This window comes from Mammaliicoccus sp. FSL K6-3158 (genome assembly GCF_038005105.1).
GTDB classification, from domain to species: domain Bacteria; phylum Bacillota; class Bacilli; order Staphylococcales; family Staphylococcaceae; genus Mammaliicoccus; species Mammaliicoccus sciuri.
The window spans coordinates 1,183,868-1,202,432 of record NZ_JBBOSL010000001.1 but is presented as its reverse complement, the minus strand read 5'-3'; the positions used below and the strand labels follow the sequence as shown (position 1 = coordinate 1,202,432).

Here is an 18,565-nt window from a genome sequence, read left to right as displayed (position 1 = left end):
TTTATTATAATACGTTAGCATATCCTTCGAACACTTTGTGTTGTTTTGGATCTAATGTGATTAATGTACCATCTGCTATTTTTTCGCGAGCGCCTTCAACACCAACGATTGTTGCAACGCCTAAGTTAAGACCTACAACTGCTGCGTGTGAAGTTAATCCGCCTTCTTCTGTTACAATTCCTTTAGCATTTTCTAAATATGGAACCATATCAGCATCTGTTGATTGTGTAACAACGATTGATTCACTTAAATCTTTACCTTTTAAGTCGTCAGCAGTATTTGCCACTACAGCTTTACCTACTGTTGAATGATGACCGATTCCTTGACCTTTAGCCAATTCATCACCTACTAAATGAATCTTCATTAAGTTAGTTGTACCTGTTTCACCTGTTGGTACACCTGCAGTAATAATGATTAAATCACCATTATCAACTAAACCTGTGTTAACAGCTGTTGAAACAGCATTATTTAATAATTCATCAGTTGTTTGTTTACCTTTTTTCACAACTGGTAATACGCCCCATACTAATGTCATATGACGTGCAGTTGTTTCATTAGGTGTAACTGCAATAATGTGTGAATGTGGTCTATATTTAGAGATTGTTTGAGCTGTAGCACCACTTTCAGTTGCTGCAACGATTGATTCTACGTTTAAGTTTAAAGCTGTATGTGCAACTGATACACCGATTGCATTAACTAAATTCGTATCGATCATTTTTGAACGATCAGATAATAATTTTTTGTAATCTTGAGCATCTTCGGCAGCTACTGCGATATTTTGCATTGTACGTACTGCTTCTTCTGGATATAATCCTGCTGCAGTTTCACCAGATAACATCACTGCATCTGTACCATCGTAAATTGCGTTCGCTACGTCACTTGCTTCTGCTCTTGTACAACGTGGGTTTCTTTGCATTGAATCTAACATTTGTGTTGCTGTAATAACTGGTTTACCTAATTTATTACATTTTTGGATTAATTGTTTTTGTACCATTGGAACTGCTTCTGGTAAAATTTCAACACCCATATCACCACGTGCAACCATTAAACCATCTGAAACTTGAAGAATTTCATCGATATTTTCAATACCTTCTTCATTTTCAATTTTAGGAATAATTTTAATAACGTTATTTTCTTTTTCTTCTAAAATTGCACGGATATCTAATACATCTGATGGACGTCTTACGAAACTAGCTGCAATAAAGTCTACACCTTCTTCGATACCGAAGCGGATATCACTAGCGTCTTTATCAGTAATACCAGGAAGGTTTACTTTAACACCCGGTAAGTTAACACCTTTTTTATTTTTTAATTCGCCAGTGTTTTGGACGTCACAGTGAACTTCACCTTTAGCGATATCTACTGATTTAACTGTAAGTTCAATTAAACCATCATCAAGTAAAATTGTTGATCCGACTTCTACATCTTCAGCTAATTTTTCGTAAGTAACTGAGAACGCTTCTTTAGTACCTTCTACTTCAGTTGTTTTAACTGTTACTTCACTACCTTTAGTAAGCTCAATTAAACCATCTTTCATGTTATGTGTTCTAATTTCAGGACCTTTAGTATCTAATAAGATACCAATATTTTTATTTAATTTAGAACTTACTTTTCTAATTGTATCTATACGACCTTTATGTTCTTCATGACTTCCATGTGAAAAGTTTAATCTAGCAACGTTCATGCCTGCAAGCATTAATTTTTCTAACATTTCTTCTGATTCTGATGCTGGACCTATCGTACATACAATTTTTGTCTTTCTCATATTAAAATGACCTCCGTAGTTTTTCTTTTTTTATATAGATAATTGATGTGCTAAATTATACATTTTATTGTCGATGTTATGTTCTGCTTGGAATATTTCATCAAAATGAGTACATGTAAGTTCATTTTGTTGAATTCCAACTGCTTTAGCACTATCACCTTGCATAAGTAATTCAACTGCATAGCCGCCTAAACGAGAAGCAAGCACTCTATCCATTCCAGTAGGTGTACCACCTCTTTGAATGTGGCCTAAACATGAAACTCTTGTATCAATGTTAATAAATTTCTTCAATTCTTCCCCACATTGATTACCAGTCATGACACCTTCAGCACAAATAATAATAGAATGTTTTTTCCCTCTATCCATACCATGTTGAATTTTTTCAGCTATTTCTTCAATGTCCGATTTAACTTCTGGTATTAAAATTGTTTCTGCTCCAGCAGCTAAACCTGACCAAAGTGCTAAATCTCCAGCATCTCTCCCCATTACTTCAATAATAAAAGTACGTTCATGACTTGATGCTGTATCTCTTATTTTATCAACAGCATCAATGATTGTGTTAAGCGCTGTATCAAAACCAATTGTAAAGTCTGTACCATTAATATCGTTATCGATAGTACCGGGAACACCGATTGTTTTAAGATTTTTAGCTTCTTCACTTAATCTTTGTGCACCTCTATAACTTCCATCTCCACCGATAACAACTAATCCTTCTATGCCTCTTTTTTCAAGGTTTTCAATTGCTTTTGCACGCACTTCTTTTTCTTTAAATTCTGGACATCTAGCAGAATAAAGGAATGTACCACCTCTTTGAATCATGTCCCCAACTGAACCTAATTCAAGTTTTTTGATATTATCATTTATTAAGCCTAAGTAACCTTGGTAAACACCATAAACTTCAATATCATGATAAATAGCTTTACGAACAACTGCACGAATTGCTGCGTTCATCCCTGGTGAATCTCCACCGCTCGTTAAAACCGCAATTTTTTTCATAAATATACAGACCTCTCTTGTTATATGTTTGTTAATTTAAAAATAACACAAATATTGGCTTGATTCCATTAAAACTACTGTTATTTAAATATGTAAACGTCTTCTTAAAAAAAGATTCCAACTTTTGTAATTTTTCAAAAGTTGGAATCGCTTAATTTTAATTCAATTATGCACATATACATAAATTTATAAAAAGAAATGATATCCGTATAAATCATTTTCTTTTCAATTGTTATATCTTAATCGATATAACTTCCTATATTACGATACTTTTTAAAACGATCTTCAACTAAACTTTCTGCATTTAATGTTCTTAAGTCTGAAAGATGTTTTTCAATTGATGTCTTTATAAGTGAAGCTTGTGATTCTAGATGTTTATGAGCGCCACCAAATGGTTCTTTAACAACTTCATCTACAACATCTAAATCAAATAAGTCAGGTGCTGTAATTTTCATTGTTTCGGCTGCCATTTGAGCAAGCCCAGAATCTTTCCATAATAATGCTGCTGCACCTTCCGGAGATATAACAGAATAAGTACTATTTTCTAACATAAGTAGACGATTGGTTACACCTAACCCAAGCGCACCACCGCTTCCGCCTTCACCGATGACAATAGAAATAACAGGTACTGTTAAAGATGCCATTTCGACTAAGTTTTTAGCAATAGATTCACTCTGTCCACGTTCTTCTGCAGCTTTACCAGGATATGCACCTTTCGTATCAATGAACGTAATAATCGGTCTATTAAACTTCTCAGCCTGCTTCATTAAACGCAATGCTTTACGATATCCCTCTGGATGTGCCATCCCAAAGTTTCTAAAAATATTATCTTTAGTGTCTTTACCTCTTTGGTGCCCTATAACTGTCACTGGTAACCCATTAAAGTAAGCCAATCCACCTATTAAAGCTGGGTCATCACGGAAAGTTCGATCACCGTGAAGTTCGATAAAATCATCAAATATGTAAGGGATATAATCTAAAGTTGTAGGTCTTTCTTGTAATCTCGCAACTTGTACTCTATCCCAAGGCTTTAAATTATTATAAATGTGTTCAGTTTCTTTTGTTAAAGTGGCTTCCAACATTTCTATTTCATCTGTTAAGTCTACATCATGTTTTTCTTGATAAGATTGTAGAGATGCTATTTTTTCTTTAATTTCTACTAAAGGTTTTTCAAATTCAAGCATTGTCTTTCACCTCGTTATGATGCATCTTGAGCACAGTACTTAAAGTTTTATACATATCTTTTCGATGTACAACTTTATCTAATTGGCCATGTTCTAATAAAAATTCCGCCGTTTGGAAATCGTCAGGTAGTTTTTCACTAATCGTTTGTTCAATGATTCTTCTACCAGCAAATCCAATCAAAGCTTTCGGTTCTGCAAAGTTTAAATCACCTACAGAAGCAAAGCTCGCTGAAACGCCGCCAGTTGTAGGGTGTGTCATATATGAAATGAATAGTAAGCCTTTATCACTATGACGTTTAATGGATACACTTGTCTTTGCCATTTGCATTAGTGAGATGATTCCTTCTTGCATTCTTGCACCACCACTCGCTGTGAACAATACAAATGGTAAATTATGATCTGCACAATAATCTACAATTCTACAAATTTTCTCTCCAACTACTGCACCCATACTTCCCATTCTAAATCTTGAATCCATAACACAGATACCATAAGGAATACCGTCAATTGACGTTACACCTGTAACGACTGCATCATTTAAACCAGTGCTTTTTCTATCTTTTTCTAATTTTTCTTCATATCCAGGAAATTCTAATGGGTTTGAAGCAGTCATACCGACATCAAACTCTTTAAATGCATCTTCATCACTCACAGCTCTAATTCTATCGTGAGCAGTTAATGCAATATGATGATCACAGTTAAAACAGACATTTAAGTTTTGCACGAGCTCTTTCGTATACATGATTTTTTTACATTTAGGGCATTTTGTCATGATACCTTCAGGCACGTCATTATCTTTACTGTTTTGAACAGTTACATATTTTTTCTTTTTCTGGCTACGATTGAACAAGTCTTTAAACATGTCACTATCCCCCTGATTTTATTTACAATTGTCTCTTTCAAATCTATCACTATATTGAGAGAGTAGCTTCCAAATCATATACATAATTTGATTATTATTATTTGAAACAAGTTCTTCTTTTGAATTTGTTTCAATGTTATTGTGTTCTTCACAGAAATTTTCAATCATCCATTTTAATTCATTAATTTCATCTAATTGTGATTCGTTATGAATTAAGAACCTTCCGATTAAATCAAAAAGTTGGTGTTGGTACATATCACTTAAGAATGTACCTTCACCTCTTCTAGTATGTATCACTCCTAAAAGTTCTAATGCTCTTAGGGCTTCTCTGATACTTGAACGTCCAACATTTAACGTTTCACTTAAAAATCTTTCGGAAGGCAGTTTTTCACCCACTTGAATATTTTTTTCAACAATAATTGACTGAATTTGTTCGACAATCTTGATTAATCCTTTTTGCTTTTCTTTATCCAACGTGAGTCTCCTTCCAAAATTATGACAAGTCTGCTAATTCATATGTTCTACGTTCTATTTCATCAACATCAACTTCAATACGTGCTACACCTGATTCCATACCAGCTTTTGCTACAGCTTTCGCTACGTATGGTGCAACTCTTGGATCGAAAGGTCCAGGAATGACATAATCAGCATTTAATTCATCCTCTGAAACAAGATTAGCAATTGCTTCTACTGCTGCTTGTTTCATTTCTTCATTTATATGAGTTGCACGAATATCTAATGCACCTCTAAAAATACCAGGAAATGCTAATACATTATTAATTTGGTTAGGGAAATCAGAACGCCCTGTACCAATAACTTTAGCACCCGCTTCTTTTGCTACATCTGGCATAATTTCAGGAACTGGATTAGCCATAGCAAAGATAATTGGGTCTTCAGCCATTGTTTCAACTAATTCTTTTGTTAATGCGCCTTCAACAGATACACCTACGAATACATCCGCATCTTTAATAACATCTGATAATTGACCTTCTGTTTTATCTTTGTTTGTCCATTTCGCAACAAAGTCTTTAGTAGGATTCATACCATAAGGACGGTCTTCATAAATCGCACCTCTAGAATCACACATAATCATATTTCTTACACCATAACTGTATAATAATTTAATAATTGCAATACCAGCTGCACCTGCACCATTTAAAACAACTTTTATATCGGATAATTTTCTGTCAGTAATTTTCAATGCATTAATCAAACCAGCAACAGTTACGATAGCCGTACCATGCTGATCATCATGAAAGACAGGTATTTTAGTTTCTTTTTTTAGGCGTTCTTCAATTTCAAAGCATCGAGGCGCTGAAATATCTTCTAAGTTAACACCACCATAGTTAGGTTCTAATAGTTTAACAGTATTCACAATTTCATCAACGTCTGTCGTATTCAGTGCAATTGGCACACCATCTACACCAGCAAAACTTTTGAACAAAACCGCTTTCCCTTCCATAACAGGAATACTTGCTTCAGGACCTATATCACCTAAACCTAATACAGCTGTACCATCTGTAATAACAGCTACTGCATTTGATTTCATTGTATAGTCATATACTTTTCTGACGTCTTCATGTATATCTTTACACGGTTCTGCGACACCTGGAGAATAAGCAAGACTTAATTCCTCTTTATTAGTAACTTTAACTTTGGCATAAACGCCTAATTTACCTTGTTTTTCTTTATGCATATATAGTGCATCATCTCTTAATGACAAAATAATCATCCCTTCATTGTATGTATCTATCCCTTTATTATACATTAAATTTCTATAATTAAATTAAAAAATTCTTCATAGTGGTCAGACCACCATGAAGAATACTATATCATAAATTATTTAATTAATAAAGACTATAAAAGGCGTACATTCTCATAACCTATTTTATGAATAAATTCTTCAAAATTACCATGATTTAAGTTTAAATAGCCAAGCATTTTTGAACTATAATCTTCATCATTAAAATACGTTACTTTAATATAACGATCGTGGTCTTTTGTAATCCACTCTGCTAAATCTTCTACATTTCTTACGACGACTTCTTTTGTCGTATTAAATTTATGTTGTTTAAATGCTTCTAATGTATCTATTTGATTAATAATAATTTGTGTCTTACCGTTTCTTTTTTCGAATTTGCCATTGATAATTACTGGGACATTAATGATATCAGTTGTTTCAATTTGTTTATATGCATCAGGGAATATAACCCCTTCAACTTCATTTAGCCCATCTATTAAATTGACGAAAGCCATATTTTGACCTTTTTTAGTTCTAATTTTCCTTAGTGAGGCAATCATTACGAGCATCGGCACTTTATTATGGTCTATTCTTAATGGATAAATAGATAAATATTGATGTTGATTGAATAATGAAATGATTGGATGTTCAGTTGCATAGAACCCTAAGTATTCTTTTTCATATTCACTTTTCATAAGATTAGGCATTTCTTCAATTTCTTTAAATTCTTTCTTTACGTTTAAACCTAATTCTTTCAATAAATTATTAGAATCTCCAACAGACTCGCTACTTTCATAAACATCGTCAATAGACTGTAACAATGTCGCTCTAGTCTGACCAAAATCATCTAAAGCTCCAGCATATATAAGTGCTTGTATCATTTTCTTACTTTTCGCTTTACTAGGTAATCGATGTACAAGATCAAACATATCTTTATATGTTCCATTTGCTTTTCTTTCATCAACGATCACTTTTACGCTTTGATAACCAACACCTTTAATTGCACCAAGTGACGTATATATACCTTTTTTAGTTGCTTTATAGAACCATTCACTATGATTAATGGACGGTGGATATATTTTTACACCAATTCTTTTAAGTTCCGTTACCATTTGTTCTGTCTTAACTTCATTACCAACTACATTAGAAAGAATCGCAGCATAAAAATATGTCGGATAATGGACTTTCAAATAAGTCATGATATACGCGATTTTACTATATGCTACAGCATGTGCTTTTGGATAACCATAGTCTGCAAACTTCAGTATTAAATCAAATATTTTTACAGCTGTTGATTCCTCGTAACCTCTTTCTAAGCTTCCATTCACAAAATGTTTTCTTTCATTTTCTAACACTGCTCTATTTTTCTTACTCATCGCACGTCTCAAAATATCCGCTTCACCATATGAGAATCCTGCGAACTTACTCGCAATCTGCATAATCTGTTCTTGATAAATAATAACGCCATAAGTTGATTTCAATATCTCTTTTAAGTCTGGATGTAAATATTCTATCTCTGCATTTTGTCTACGTCTTTTAATATATGTTGGTATTTCTTCCATTGGTCCAGGTCTATATAGCGATGTAACTGCTACAATATCGAGAAAATGGTCAGGCTTTAACCTCTTTAATACACTTCTAACACCTTGAGATTCGAGCTGAAAAATACCTGTTGTTTCACCTTTAGACAATAGTTGAAAGACTTTAGAGTCATCAAAAGATATTTTTTCGATATCTACAATTTGATTTTCTTGATATTTCACTTGATTGACCACTTGTTGAATAATCGATAAATTTCTTAAACCAAGAAAGTCGATTTTTAATAGACCGATCTTTTCAGTTTCTGTCATTGTCCATTGCGTTAAAACACCCGTATCACCCATCATTGTTGGTACAAATTGGTGTAATGACTGATCATTAATAATGATACCTGCTGCATGGGTCGATGTATGCCTCGGTAAACCTTCTAATTGTTTACTTAGTTGAAACCATTTTTCATGCAAATGATTCTGGTTAACAAATTGTTTAAACGCATCATCTTCAAATGCTTCGTCTAATGTAATACCTAATTTATGCGGAATTAATTTTGAAATGTAATTGAGTGTAGCATCATCAAACTGCAATATTCTACCTACATCTCTTGCTACTGCTCTCGCTTGAAGATGTCCATAAGTTACAATCCCAGCAACACGATTATCACCATATTTTTCTTGAACATATTGAATCACTTTATCGCGCTTAGTATCTTGAAAGTCGATATCAATATCCGGCATCGTCACACGTTCTGGGTTTAAAAATCTTTCAAATAACAAATCAAATTCAATCGGATCAATAGTTGTAATATTTAAAATAAAACTAACAAGAGACCCGCCAGATGAACCACGTCCTGGTCCAACTAATACATTTTGCTCTTTCGCATAATTAATTAAGTCACTAACGATTAGGAAATAATCTGAATATCCCATTTTTACAATAATATCGTATTCGTATTTAAGTCTTTTTTCATATACTTCATTAAACTGTGGATACTTAGATTTATTCCTCATTAATAATTCCCAAAGATATTCATCACTTGATTGATTATCAGGCGTTTTATATTTTGGTAATAAATCTTGATGATACTCAATTTCAACATGACATTTTTGAGCTATTTCGTCTGTGTTTTGTATGTACGTTTCATCTATATTAATTTGCGATATATCTTCTTTAGTTAAAAAATGATGATTTAAGTTTTGTTGAAAATCACTCATCGTTAATTTTTCATTATTTTTAATTGCATGAAGTGCAATTAAACTATCACCATCATCTTCATTCAAATAAAGTGCAGACTTCATAAAAACTTTCTTATGATCCATTTCAATCATAGAATCATGTGAAATATATTTATCATCTTCCTCAATTGTTATAGCTTGGAATAAATAATAGTTAGCTTCATTGATTTGTTTACCAATGATTATAAGTCCTTCTGAATAAGCATTCACCCATTCAATGGGTGCTGAAAATCTTTCTTTTATGGAAATAGCAGAAGATAACTTAATTAAATTATGATAGCCTGTTATATTTTTAGCTAAGACCACACATTCAACTTGATTGAGTTGGTCATCTAAATAAATGGTTAATCCGAAGATTGGTTTTATATCTTCTTTTATACATGCATCATAAAATTGTAAAGCACCGTGCAGAACATTTAAATCTGTAAGAGCAAGCGCTTGATAATTTTCATTTTTAGCTTTTTGAACAACATCTGGTATTCTGACACTTGAATTGAGCAAATCATATGATGAATGAATATTTAAATGACTTACCATGCGCTCACCTCCTATATTTCAGATTTAATATCTGCTGCTAATGCATCAAACTCTTCCCAGCTATATACAGATGCACCCGAGGCATTTGGGTGTCCTCCACCGTTATATTGAGCTGCGATATGATTAATTTTTATACCTTTTGAACGAATTCTACATCTTATTTCTTTTCCTTCATCGACAGCAAATACCCACGCTTTTAATCCTTTAATATCAGAAACGGTATTCACGAATAATGAAGCTTCGTTAGGTTGTAAGTTGAATTGTTCAAGTATATCTTTCGTAATCTTAATTGAACAGAATCCTTCACCATCATATTTGAAATTCTGAAGTATATATCCTTGGAAGTGAAGTAAAGCTGGGTCTCTTTCACTCAGTTGGTTAAGTAATTTAGTACGTTCGAATTCTTTCGTCATTAACTCAGCTGCAACTTCCATTGTATGTGTTGACGTATTATCAAATAAGAATCTACCCGTGTCACCAACAATGCCTAGATATAAGACTCTACTTGCTTTCTCACTTACGTTAGAACCATTTAAATTCCATGATTTATTTAAATCAAAGATTATTTCACTTGTAGATGACGCCTCAGTATTCACAAAATTAATATCACCATATGAATCTACTGGTGGATGATGATCAATCTTAATTAATTCGGCACCTGTATTAAAGCGACTATCATCTATACGTGGCGCGTTTGCTGTATCACAAACAATCACGAGTGCACCATTATATGTTTCATCTGCAATTTTATCCAAATCTCCAATAAATGTTAGCGTCGGTTCTGGTTGCCCGACTGCATAAATATGCTTTTCAGGAAAAGCATCTTGTAGTATATATTTCAAACCTAATTGAGATCCGTATGCATCTGGGTCTGGTCTAACATGCCTATGTATAATAATTGTTTCATATTGCTTTATTTTATTTAATATTTCTTCCATTGTTATCCTTCTTTCTTTATATTTACTTATATTTTATTAATTGATATAATTCGACTTGGTAGGAGGAATCAAACATGTCATCTGAAATTATGTCTACACTTGTTGCTTTAGCAGTAACAGTTATGATTATTGCTTTAATATTCGCTATTTTAAATTTAGCACGTTCATTTAGAACGAAACGTGACGTTAGAAAAGCGTATCATAAAGCACGTTCAAGATTTTACTTTGGTATATTTATGATCGCATTTGCAGCAGACCAAGTATTGTTATTTCCAACATTAGTCACTTATATTATTGTTTTAGTATTATTATTCTTTGGTATTTTAAACGTGTCTTATGGCTATAGAGCAAGTAAATACTTTAAAGGTAACTTACCGATTGAGAACAAAGCTTGGGAAGAATTCGAACAAAAAAAACATCAATAATATTTTAAAAAGCGTTGTATAACATAACGCTTTTTATTTTTCGAGAATTTGACACATTAGTAATGCTTTCGCAACAGTCGCACTACCGCTCACCATCGTAACTTCGAATTTAGCAAATATTCTACCGATATCTAATGTTGTAATCTTCACTTCTACATCGTCATCGATTTGAACAGTTTTCAAATAATAAATGTCTATATGTTCAATCATGATTTCTGATTTTTTCATTTTTCTTATTTCATAACGTAACGCTTCTTCAATAACTGCAATATAAACAGATTTCGTTAACATACCGAATTGATTGGTTAATTGTGGAGATATATTCACCACAACATTACCGTTGTCCATTGTGATTTGTTTTGCAATTTGGTCATGAATCGTTTCACCTATTTGTGGTTGTCTACTCATTAATTGCATCGTCTTCAATACATCTTCACGAGAAATGATACCGATTAATACTTTAGAGGTAGATACAACAGGCAACAATTCAATCCCTTCCCAAATCATAAGATGGGCACAAGTTGCGATGGTCGTATTTAAATGTGCAATAATAGGTGATTTAGTCATCAACGTTCTAATACTTTTATCTTGTTCTTCGTTAACAATATCTTTACTCGTTAAAATTCCTACAACTTTCATTTCACTATCAACAACTGGAAAACGCGTATGAGATGTTTGTTGAGATAATTCGTTCCAATCTCGCACTTTTTGTTTATCATCTAAATAAGAAGTTGATTCAATGGGGATCATAATATCTTCAACCATTAAAATTTCTTTTTTAATCATTTGATCATATATAGCTCTGTTAATAATATTGGCAACTAAAAATGTATCATAATTTGATAAAATAATCGGAAGTTCGTGTTCATCAGCATAATTTATAATATCTTCATTCGCTTCAAAACCACCCGTAATTAACACGGCAGAACCTCTTTTTAAAGCTTCCATTTGTACATCTGATCTATTACCAACTATCAGCAATGTATTTTTAGTTAAATATTTAACGACATCATTTAATTCCATTGCGCCAATTGCAAATTTTGATAAAGTTTTATATAAGCCTTGTTTACCGCCCAATACTTGACCATCCACAATTTTAACAATTTCATTAAATGTTAAATTTTCAATTTGTTCTCTAGATTTTCTTTCAATTCTAACTGTCCCTACTCTATCAATAGATGCTACAAGCCCTTGATTATCCGCTTCTTTAATTGCACGGTAAGCTGTACCTTCAGAGACATTTAAATCTTTCGCTATCTGTCTGACAGAGATTTTATGTCCAACAGATAACGATTCAATATACTTAATAATTTGCTCATGTTTCGTCATGTTTATACCCTCTATCAAATTTTATGAATTACTTTCTATTATACATTTTTAATGTATTAAATGATATCTTAAAAATTAAATAAAAGATTGAAACAACGCTCATTAAATTAAATCTTTTATACAGATTTACTTCTTAAACTTAAAAGCTGAGACGATAAAATCATCTCAGCTTTCTTAACTTACTTTCATATACATTTATAATTCTACTGTTTCACCAGGTTTTAAAATGTGCACTTCTGATTCTGTTACAGCTTTTTCAAAATCTTTAGGGTCTTGTTTAATAAAGTCAAATGTATCGTAATGAATAGGTACTACCTTTTTCGGCTTGATAAATTCATTAACTGCATAACTAGCATCATCAATGCCCATTGTAAAGTTATCGCCTATCGGAATAAAGCATAAATCCACTGGGTGTCTATCTGCGATTAATTTCATATCGCTGAATAAGCCTGTGTCACCAGTATGATAAATTGTACCCGCTTCAGTTTCTAATACAATTCCTGCAGGCATACCTAAATAGACGATTTCTCCATTTTCTTCTGTAAAGCTATTACTATGAAAGGCTTGCACATATTTTACTTTTCCAAAATTAAATTCAATATTTCCACCAATATTCATTGGATGTAAGTTTTCTAATCCGTGTTTATTAGATAAATAATCAATCGCTTCAGGTAACGCTATAACTGTTGCACCTGTTCTTTTTGCAATGCTAACAGTATCACCTAAATGATCGCCATGACCATGAGTTAATATAATATAATCTGCTTCTACTTCATCTGTCGTCAAATCTGATAATGGATTCCCTGTTATAAACGGATCCACAATCACTTTATGTCCTTTACTTTCAAAATAGATTACTGATTGTCCATGAAATGATACTTTCATGAATCTCCCTCCTCACATTGTCTTTTCCGTATATTATATACCCTAAATTTGAATTTATGAATCAAGAAGTCTAAAATAATGATGTAAGAAAGAGATTTGGGAGGAAGAATAATGGAACATAATGAAATTGCAAAATTTTTAAAAGATAAAGATGCAGATGCAGCATGGATTACAACGCCTTTGAACATCTTTTATTTAACAGGTTATTTATCTGAACCACATGAACGTCTATTTAGCTTATTAGTCACTAAAGATGGTGAAGAAACACTATTTTGTCCAAAAATGGAAGTTGAAGAAGCTAAAAATGCAGGTTTCACTGGAAACATCGTTGGATACTTAGATACAGAATCACCATTCGATTTGATTGAACAACAATCTTATAAAACTTTTGCGATAGAATCAGAGCATTTATCAGTTAAAAGACTTCGTGAAATTGAAAAAGCATTTAATGTAGAAACAATTGTTGATATTGATCAAGTATTAAAAGATATTAGAAATGTAAAAACTAATGACGAGATTGAGTTGTTACAAGAAGCGGCTAAATATGCAGATTTAGCTATTCAAGCTGGCGTTGATAAGTTAGAAGTTGGCGTTTCTGAAATTGAAGTATTAAATCATATTGAAACAACTATGAAACAACATGGTATTTCTAAGATGAGCTTTGATACTATGGTATTATTCGGCGATCATGCAGCAGCTCCTCATGGTACACCAGGAGAAAGAACTTTAAAAGAAAATGAATATGTACTATTTGACCTAGGTGTCATTTATAAGGGTTATTGTTCAGATATTACAAGAACTGTTCCATTCGGCACACCTTCTGATAAGGCACAAGAAATATACAACGTCGTACTTGATGCTAACAAACAAGCAATTGAAATGATTAAACCAGGTGCTAAAATTGCTGACTGCGATAAAGTAGCTAGAGATATTATTAGCAATGCTGGTTATGGTGAATACTTCCCGCATAGACTTGGTCACGGACTTGGATTAAGCGTCCATGAATTCCCAGACATTTCTAGTGCAAATACGGATGAATTCAAACCAGGCATGGTATTAACAGTTGAACCTGGAATTTACGTTCCTGGTGTCGCTGGCGTTAGAATTGAAGACGATATCGTTGTAACTGAAGATGGACATCGCATACTAACAGGCTACCAAAAATGATTAAAGAAGCTTGTGTAGAAACAATTTCGCAAATTGAACAAGCGATTAAAAATGGTGCAAATCGAATTGAACTTTGCGATAACCTTTCAGTTGGCGGCACAACACCAAGTTATGGAATGGTAAAGATTGCAGTAGAACTATGTCATCAACATAACGTTGAAGTCGCTGTCATGATTAGACCTCGCGGTGGAGATTTTAACTATAATTATTTCGAATATGAAATCATGCGACAAGATATATTACAATTGAAAGATTTGAAAGTTGATGCATTTGTATTTGGTTGTTTAGATGAACACGGTCATCTTGACGAATGGAAGATGAAATCATTAAAAGAAACATGTGGTATCATACCTGCCGTTTGTCATATGGCATTTGATTCAATTAATCCATATCATCAATTAAAATCATTAGATTGGTTAATTAAGCACCAATTCAGTCGCATACTAACACATGGCGGACCAAGTGATAGTGTGATATTTGATAACATTAACCATTTAGGTAAATTATTGATTCACTCAAAAGGCAATATTACAATCATGCCAGGTGGCGGACTTAATAAAGATAACTTATCACAATTAATAGAAGACATACCATTCGATGAAGTACACGGTACAAAGATTGTATAATAAGAAAAACCTGAGACGAAATTCGTCTCAGGTTTTTTGGTGGAGTTGACTTGTTTTTTAGTTTGGCGGGCGCTTAGTTACACTTCGTCCGACTTTTGTTACTAACGGCGTCCTTAGTTACACTTCACTCGACTTTTGTTACTAACAATGCCTTATTAGAATTTGATACACCCTATGTACCGAAAACTAAATAAATCAAGTATGTTTTTTAAAAAATATCGTACTTGATATTTTAACTTTTTTCTAGATAAAATTTCTTATTTCGCATATTTGTATTTTTAAAGTATTTATTACATACTCTTCTGACTGTATGTATTGGTATAGGATAACACCATGCTTTAGCTTCTTTAAAATCAAAAGGTTTTCTCTTTATGATAAAAAGTTCTTTTATGTTGAAATATACTAACTCCTCATACCCTAAATCTTTTCTACAGTAACAACATCTATAGTTATGCTTGTTTTTCTTAAAGGCAATAGTAAATAATTTTCTACAATTTGGGCATCTCAAACCAGATGCAACTTTATCTTCTAGAATATTAATATCTTTTTGATAAAAGGTTGAATGAATAGATTCATATTGTTTGAAAATATTTAAGATTTCTTGATTAGCTTCTTGATTATTTGTATCAATGAGTTGAGGAACTCTAGAAAGTTCTTGAGGAAGTAGTATTGCTTGATTTTGTGGTCTTTTACCGTGAAGATTGAAATGACTATTTGTAAATATAATAATGGTTTCAACTTGTCTTGGTAAATTGTGAGTATTAACGATTGATTGTATTTTATTTTCAATTTTATTTGTTTGTATGTGCGGTGACGGGTATCTTAAACTATTCGTACATTTAATATAATCTTCTTCAAAATACCAATCGCCAGTATAGTGTTTAACTTCGAAAATATAGATTTTTGTTGATGAAACAACTAAAAAATCAATTTGTATATGATTTGAGGTTCCGATTTCTAAATTATATACATACTTAACATCAACGATAGTGTCTAGTATTGCTTTAAAATACATTTCACCTTCCAATCCAGTTTGGTTAATATACAATTCTTTTCTTTGATCTAAATTCAAATTTGTCCAGCCTTCGATAGCTTCAAGATAAGAAATATATTCGGTTTTGTTCATGTAATCACCTGCTGTTAATAATAATATGTAATCAAATTATAGGTATTCTGCTCATTTTCAGCTAGTTGCATAAATTAAAAAAATGTCCAACTCAGCAATCTGAGTTAGACAATTTTTTAAATTTTATCTCAAAACTTCTTGATAAGGTGTATATTCTTTATCAAAAGCTTTTGCAACTTCTTTATATGTTAGTTTACCGTGTATTGTGTTTAAACCTTTAGCAAGTGCTTCGTTATCTTGACATGCTTTAACGTACCCTTTGTTTGCTAATTGAATTGCATATGGAGTTGTTGCATTATTTAATGCAATTGTAGATGTTCTTGGAACTGCTCCTGGCATATTAGCAACTGCATAGTGAACGACATCATGTTTAACATATGTTGGGTTATCATGTGTTGTAATTCTATCTGATGTTTCGAATGAACCTCCTTGGTCAATCGCGATGTCTACTAATACTGAACCTGGTTTCATTTTCTTAACCATTTCTTCAGTTACAAGTTTCGGTGCTTTAGCGCCTGGTATAAGTACTGACCCAATTACTAAATCACTTTCAACAACTGCTTCTTCAATATTTAAAGGTGATGACATCATCGTTTGCACGCTTGCACCAAATAAATCATCTAATTGTTGTAAACGTGTAGGATTTAAGTCAATAATCGTAACGTCTGCTCCAAGACCGACTGCCATTTTAGCAGCATTTGTTCCTGCTTGACCTCCACCGATTATTGTTACTTTCCCTCTTTTAACACCTGGTACTCCAGATAATAATATTCCAATGCCACCATGTGTTTTTTGTAGGAATTGCGCACCAATTTGAGTTGACATTCTTCCTGCTACTTCACTCATTGGCGCTAGTAATGGTAATGAACGATCGCTTAGCTGAACAGTTTCATAAGCAATTGCAGTTACTTCATTCTCTAATAATGCATTTGTTAAAGATTCTTCAGCAGCTAGATGTAAATATGTAAATAGGATTAAGTCTTTCTTGAAGAATTGGTATTCTTCTTGTAATGGTTCTTTAACTTTCATAACCATTTCTACATTCCATGCTTCTTCTTGACTTACAATTTCTGCTCCAGCTTGTTGATAATCTTCGTTAGTAAATTGTGAACCTAACCCTGCCTCAGTTTCTACTTTAACAACATGATTTTGTGCAACTAAACTTGCCACGCCACTAGGTGTTAATGCCACCCTATTTTCATTATTTTTAATCTCTCTTGGTACTCCAATAATCATTTTTCATTCCTCCTTGCTTTTATCATAACGCCACTAATTTGAAAGCGCAATCATTATTATTCATTTTTTATATTATCCTTATTTTCTAAATTTTTTTAATTTTCTTACTATAACGCAATTTTAACATACTTTATATAAAAATCGTGTAAATTCCCTATTATTTAAAAGTTTATATTGTTATTTTTTCAGAAAATTATGATATAATTAAATAAAAGAACTAGGAGGCGGTTTCTATGTTAAGTTACAAAAATATTTTAATTGCAGTAGATGGATCAACTGAATCAGAATGGGCTTATAATAAAGCTGTAGCCGTTGCTAAACGTAATGATGCTAAATTAACAATTGTTAATGTTGTAGATTCAAGATCATATGCAAGTGTTGAAGCCTATGATACTCAAATAGTAAATAAAGCAACAAGTTTTGCTGAAAGTTTATTATCTGGATATAAAGAATTCGCTGAGAATAATGGTGTTCATAATGTAGCGACTAAACTTGAATTCGGATCTCCAAAAACAGTTATTCCTAAAAAATTAGCAGTAGAATTTGACGTAGATTTAATCATGTGTGGTACTTCAGGATTAAATGCAGTAGAACGATTTATCGTTGGCTCTGTATCAGAATCAATAGTGAGAAACTCACCATGTGACGTTCTAGTAGTAAGAACAGAAACAATGCCTGAAGATTTCGAACCAGTTGTAGCAACAAAAGAATTATTCGAAGAACACCACGAAGGTAAATAAATAGATATAAGAAAAGCGTTCAGTCGAAATGGCTGAACGCTTTTATATTAGTTTTGATTATTATTTTGATCTTTTAAGTTTTGGTTATTTTCTTGTTTCTGTTTTTTAGATTGTTCTTTACCGACTCTGCGTGTAACGATTCTAACTAATCGCAATAATGCTCTCTCTGGTCTCATTTATATATCCTCCTTAGAATATGCATTACTTACATATAACCGAAGAATCACTTTTTAAACA

Annotated in this window: 17 protein-coding genes; 4 read left to right on the top strand and 13 right to left on the bottom strand. The window is 32.5% G+C overall.

All coding sequences use genetic code 11. The features are described 5' to 3' along the window. Positions 1-4: 4 nt before the first annotated feature. The 8 genes from pyk to MHH94_RS06005 all read right to left on the bottom strand — a co-directional run bounded on the left by pyk (position 5) and on the right by MHH94_RS06005 (position 10,794). Positions 5-1,765, bottom strand: a complete 1,761-nt coding sequence (gene pyk / locus MHH94_RS06040; RefSeq protein WP_048539606.1) for a pyruvate kinase — start codon at positions 1,763-1,765, stop codon at positions 5-7. A 30-nt stretch (positions 1,766-1,795) separates the two neighbouring features. Beyond that, the gene (pfkA, locus tag MHH94_RS06035) at positions 1,796-2,761 is read right to left on the bottom strand and encodes a 6-phosphofructokinase (RefSeq protein ID WP_048539605.1); all 966 of its coding nucleotides are present in this window, start codon (positions 2,759-2,761) and stop codon (positions 1,796-1,798) included. A 239-nt stretch (positions 2,762-3,000) separates the two neighbouring features. Beyond that, the gene (locus MHH94_RS06030; protein ID WP_058592052.1) at positions 3,001-3,945 is read right to left on the bottom strand and encodes an acetyl-CoA carboxylase carboxyltransferase subunit alpha; all 945 of its coding nucleotides are present in this window, start codon (positions 3,943-3,945) and stop codon (positions 3,001-3,003) included. Continuing rightward, a complete protein-coding gene (accD, locus tag MHH94_RS06025; protein WP_025904314.1) occupies positions 3,938-4,807 on the bottom strand; it encodes an acetyl-CoA carboxylase, carboxyltransferase subunit beta in 870 nt (289 codons plus the stop codon). The genes MHH94_RS06030 and accD overlap by 8 nt, the downstream gene beginning before the upstream one ends. 18 nt (positions 4,808-4,825) lie before the next feature. Further along, complete coding sequence (locus MHH94_RS06020) at positions 4,826-5,281, bottom strand: FadR/GntR family transcriptional regulator (RefSeq protein WP_025904315.1); 456 nt, start codon at positions 5,279-5,281, stop codon at positions 4,826-4,828. Positions 5,282-5,300: 19 nt separating this feature from the next. After that, on the bottom strand, positions 5,301-6,530 hold the full coding sequence (locus MHH94_RS06015) for an NAD(P)-dependent malic enzyme (RefSeq protein ID WP_048539603.1): 1,230 nt from the start codon (positions 6,528-6,530) through the stop codon (positions 5,301-5,303). 134 nt (positions 6,531-6,664) lie between these two features. After that, the gene (locus MHH94_RS06010) at positions 6,665-9,856 is read right to left on the bottom strand and encodes a DNA polymerase III subunit alpha (RefSeq protein ID WP_119650439.1); all 3,192 of its coding nucleotides are present in this window, start codon (positions 9,854-9,856) and stop codon (positions 6,665-6,667) included. Positions 9,857-9,867: 11 nt separating this feature from the next. After that, positions 9,868-10,794: a DHH family phosphoesterase gene (locus MHH94_RS06005; RefSeq protein ID WP_058592050.1), complete on the bottom strand. Its 927-nt coding sequence runs from the start codon at positions 10,792-10,794 to the stop codon at positions 9,868-9,870. Positions 10,795-10,868: 74 nt separating this feature from the next. Between MHH94_RS06005 and MHH94_RS06000 the strand changes: the two genes are divergently transcribed. Further along, on the top strand, positions 10,869-11,219 hold the full coding sequence (locus MHH94_RS06000) for a YtpI family protein (RefSeq protein ID WP_025904319.1): 351 nt from the start codon (positions 10,869-10,871) through the stop codon (positions 11,217-11,219). 33 nt (positions 11,220-11,252) lie between these two features. Here the strand turns inward: MHH94_RS06000 and MHH94_RS05995 are convergent, their stop codons facing one another. Then, positions 11,253-12,548: a DRTGG domain-containing protein gene (locus MHH94_RS05995; RefSeq protein ID WP_037588511.1), complete on the bottom strand. Its 1,296-nt coding sequence runs from the start codon at positions 12,546-12,548 to the stop codon at positions 11,253-11,255. 195 nt (positions 12,549-12,743) lie between these two features. Further along, positions 12,744-13,433: a metal-dependent hydrolase gene (locus tag MHH94_RS05990; RefSeq protein ID WP_078355901.1), complete on the bottom strand. Its 690-nt coding sequence runs from the start codon at positions 13,431-13,433 to the stop codon at positions 12,744-12,746. Positions 13,434-13,541: 108 nt separating this feature from the next. Here MHH94_RS05990 and MHH94_RS05985 point away from each other — a divergent pair, with 108 nt between their 5' ends. Further along, on the top strand, positions 13,542-14,600 hold the full coding sequence (locus MHH94_RS05985) for a M24 family metallopeptidase (protein WP_078355984.1): 1,059 nt from the start codon (positions 13,542-13,544) through the stop codon (positions 14,598-14,600). After that, positions 14,597-15,226 carry a copper homeostasis protein CutC gene (locus tag MHH94_RS05980; protein WP_058592047.1) on the top strand — a complete coding sequence of 210 codons (630 nt, stop codon included), beginning with the start codon at positions 14,597-14,599 and terminating at the stop codon, positions 15,224-15,226. The genes MHH94_RS05985 and MHH94_RS05980 overlap by 4 nt, the downstream gene beginning before the upstream one ends. Before the next feature lie 232 nt (positions 15,227-15,458). On the opposite strand, the gene MHH94_RS05975 is transcribed toward MHH94_RS05980, so the two are convergent. Together MHH94_RS05975 and ald are read right to left on the bottom strand one after the other, a co-directional pair. Then, positions 15,459-16,352, bottom strand: a complete 894-nt coding sequence (locus MHH94_RS05975; RefSeq protein WP_058592046.1) for a nuclease-related domain-containing protein — start codon at positions 16,350-16,352, stop codon at positions 15,459-15,461. A gap of 123 nt (positions 16,353-16,475) precedes the next feature. Then, the gene (gene ald, locus MHH94_RS05970; RefSeq protein ID WP_048539595.1) at positions 16,476-17,588 is read right to left on the bottom strand and encodes an alanine dehydrogenase; all 1,113 of its coding nucleotides are present in this window, start codon (positions 17,586-17,588) and stop codon (positions 16,476-16,478) included. A gap of 233 nt (positions 17,589-17,821) precedes the next feature. Here ald and MHH94_RS05965 point away from each other — a divergent pair, with 233 nt between their 5' ends. Next, positions 17,822-18,328 carry a universal stress protein gene (locus tag MHH94_RS05965; protein ID WP_025904325.1) on the top strand — a complete coding sequence of 169 codons (507 nt, stop codon included), beginning with the start codon at positions 17,822-17,824 and terminating at the stop codon, positions 18,326-18,328. Positions 18,329-18,375: 47 nt separating this feature from the next. Here the strand turns inward: MHH94_RS05965 and MHH94_RS05960 are convergent, their stop codons facing one another. After that, entirely contained in the window at positions 18,376-18,504 is a 129-nt protein-coding gene (locus tag MHH94_RS05960) for a hypothetical protein (protein ID WP_255201004.1), read from the bottom strand. Between the last annotated feature and the right edge of the window lie 61 nt (positions 18,505-18,565).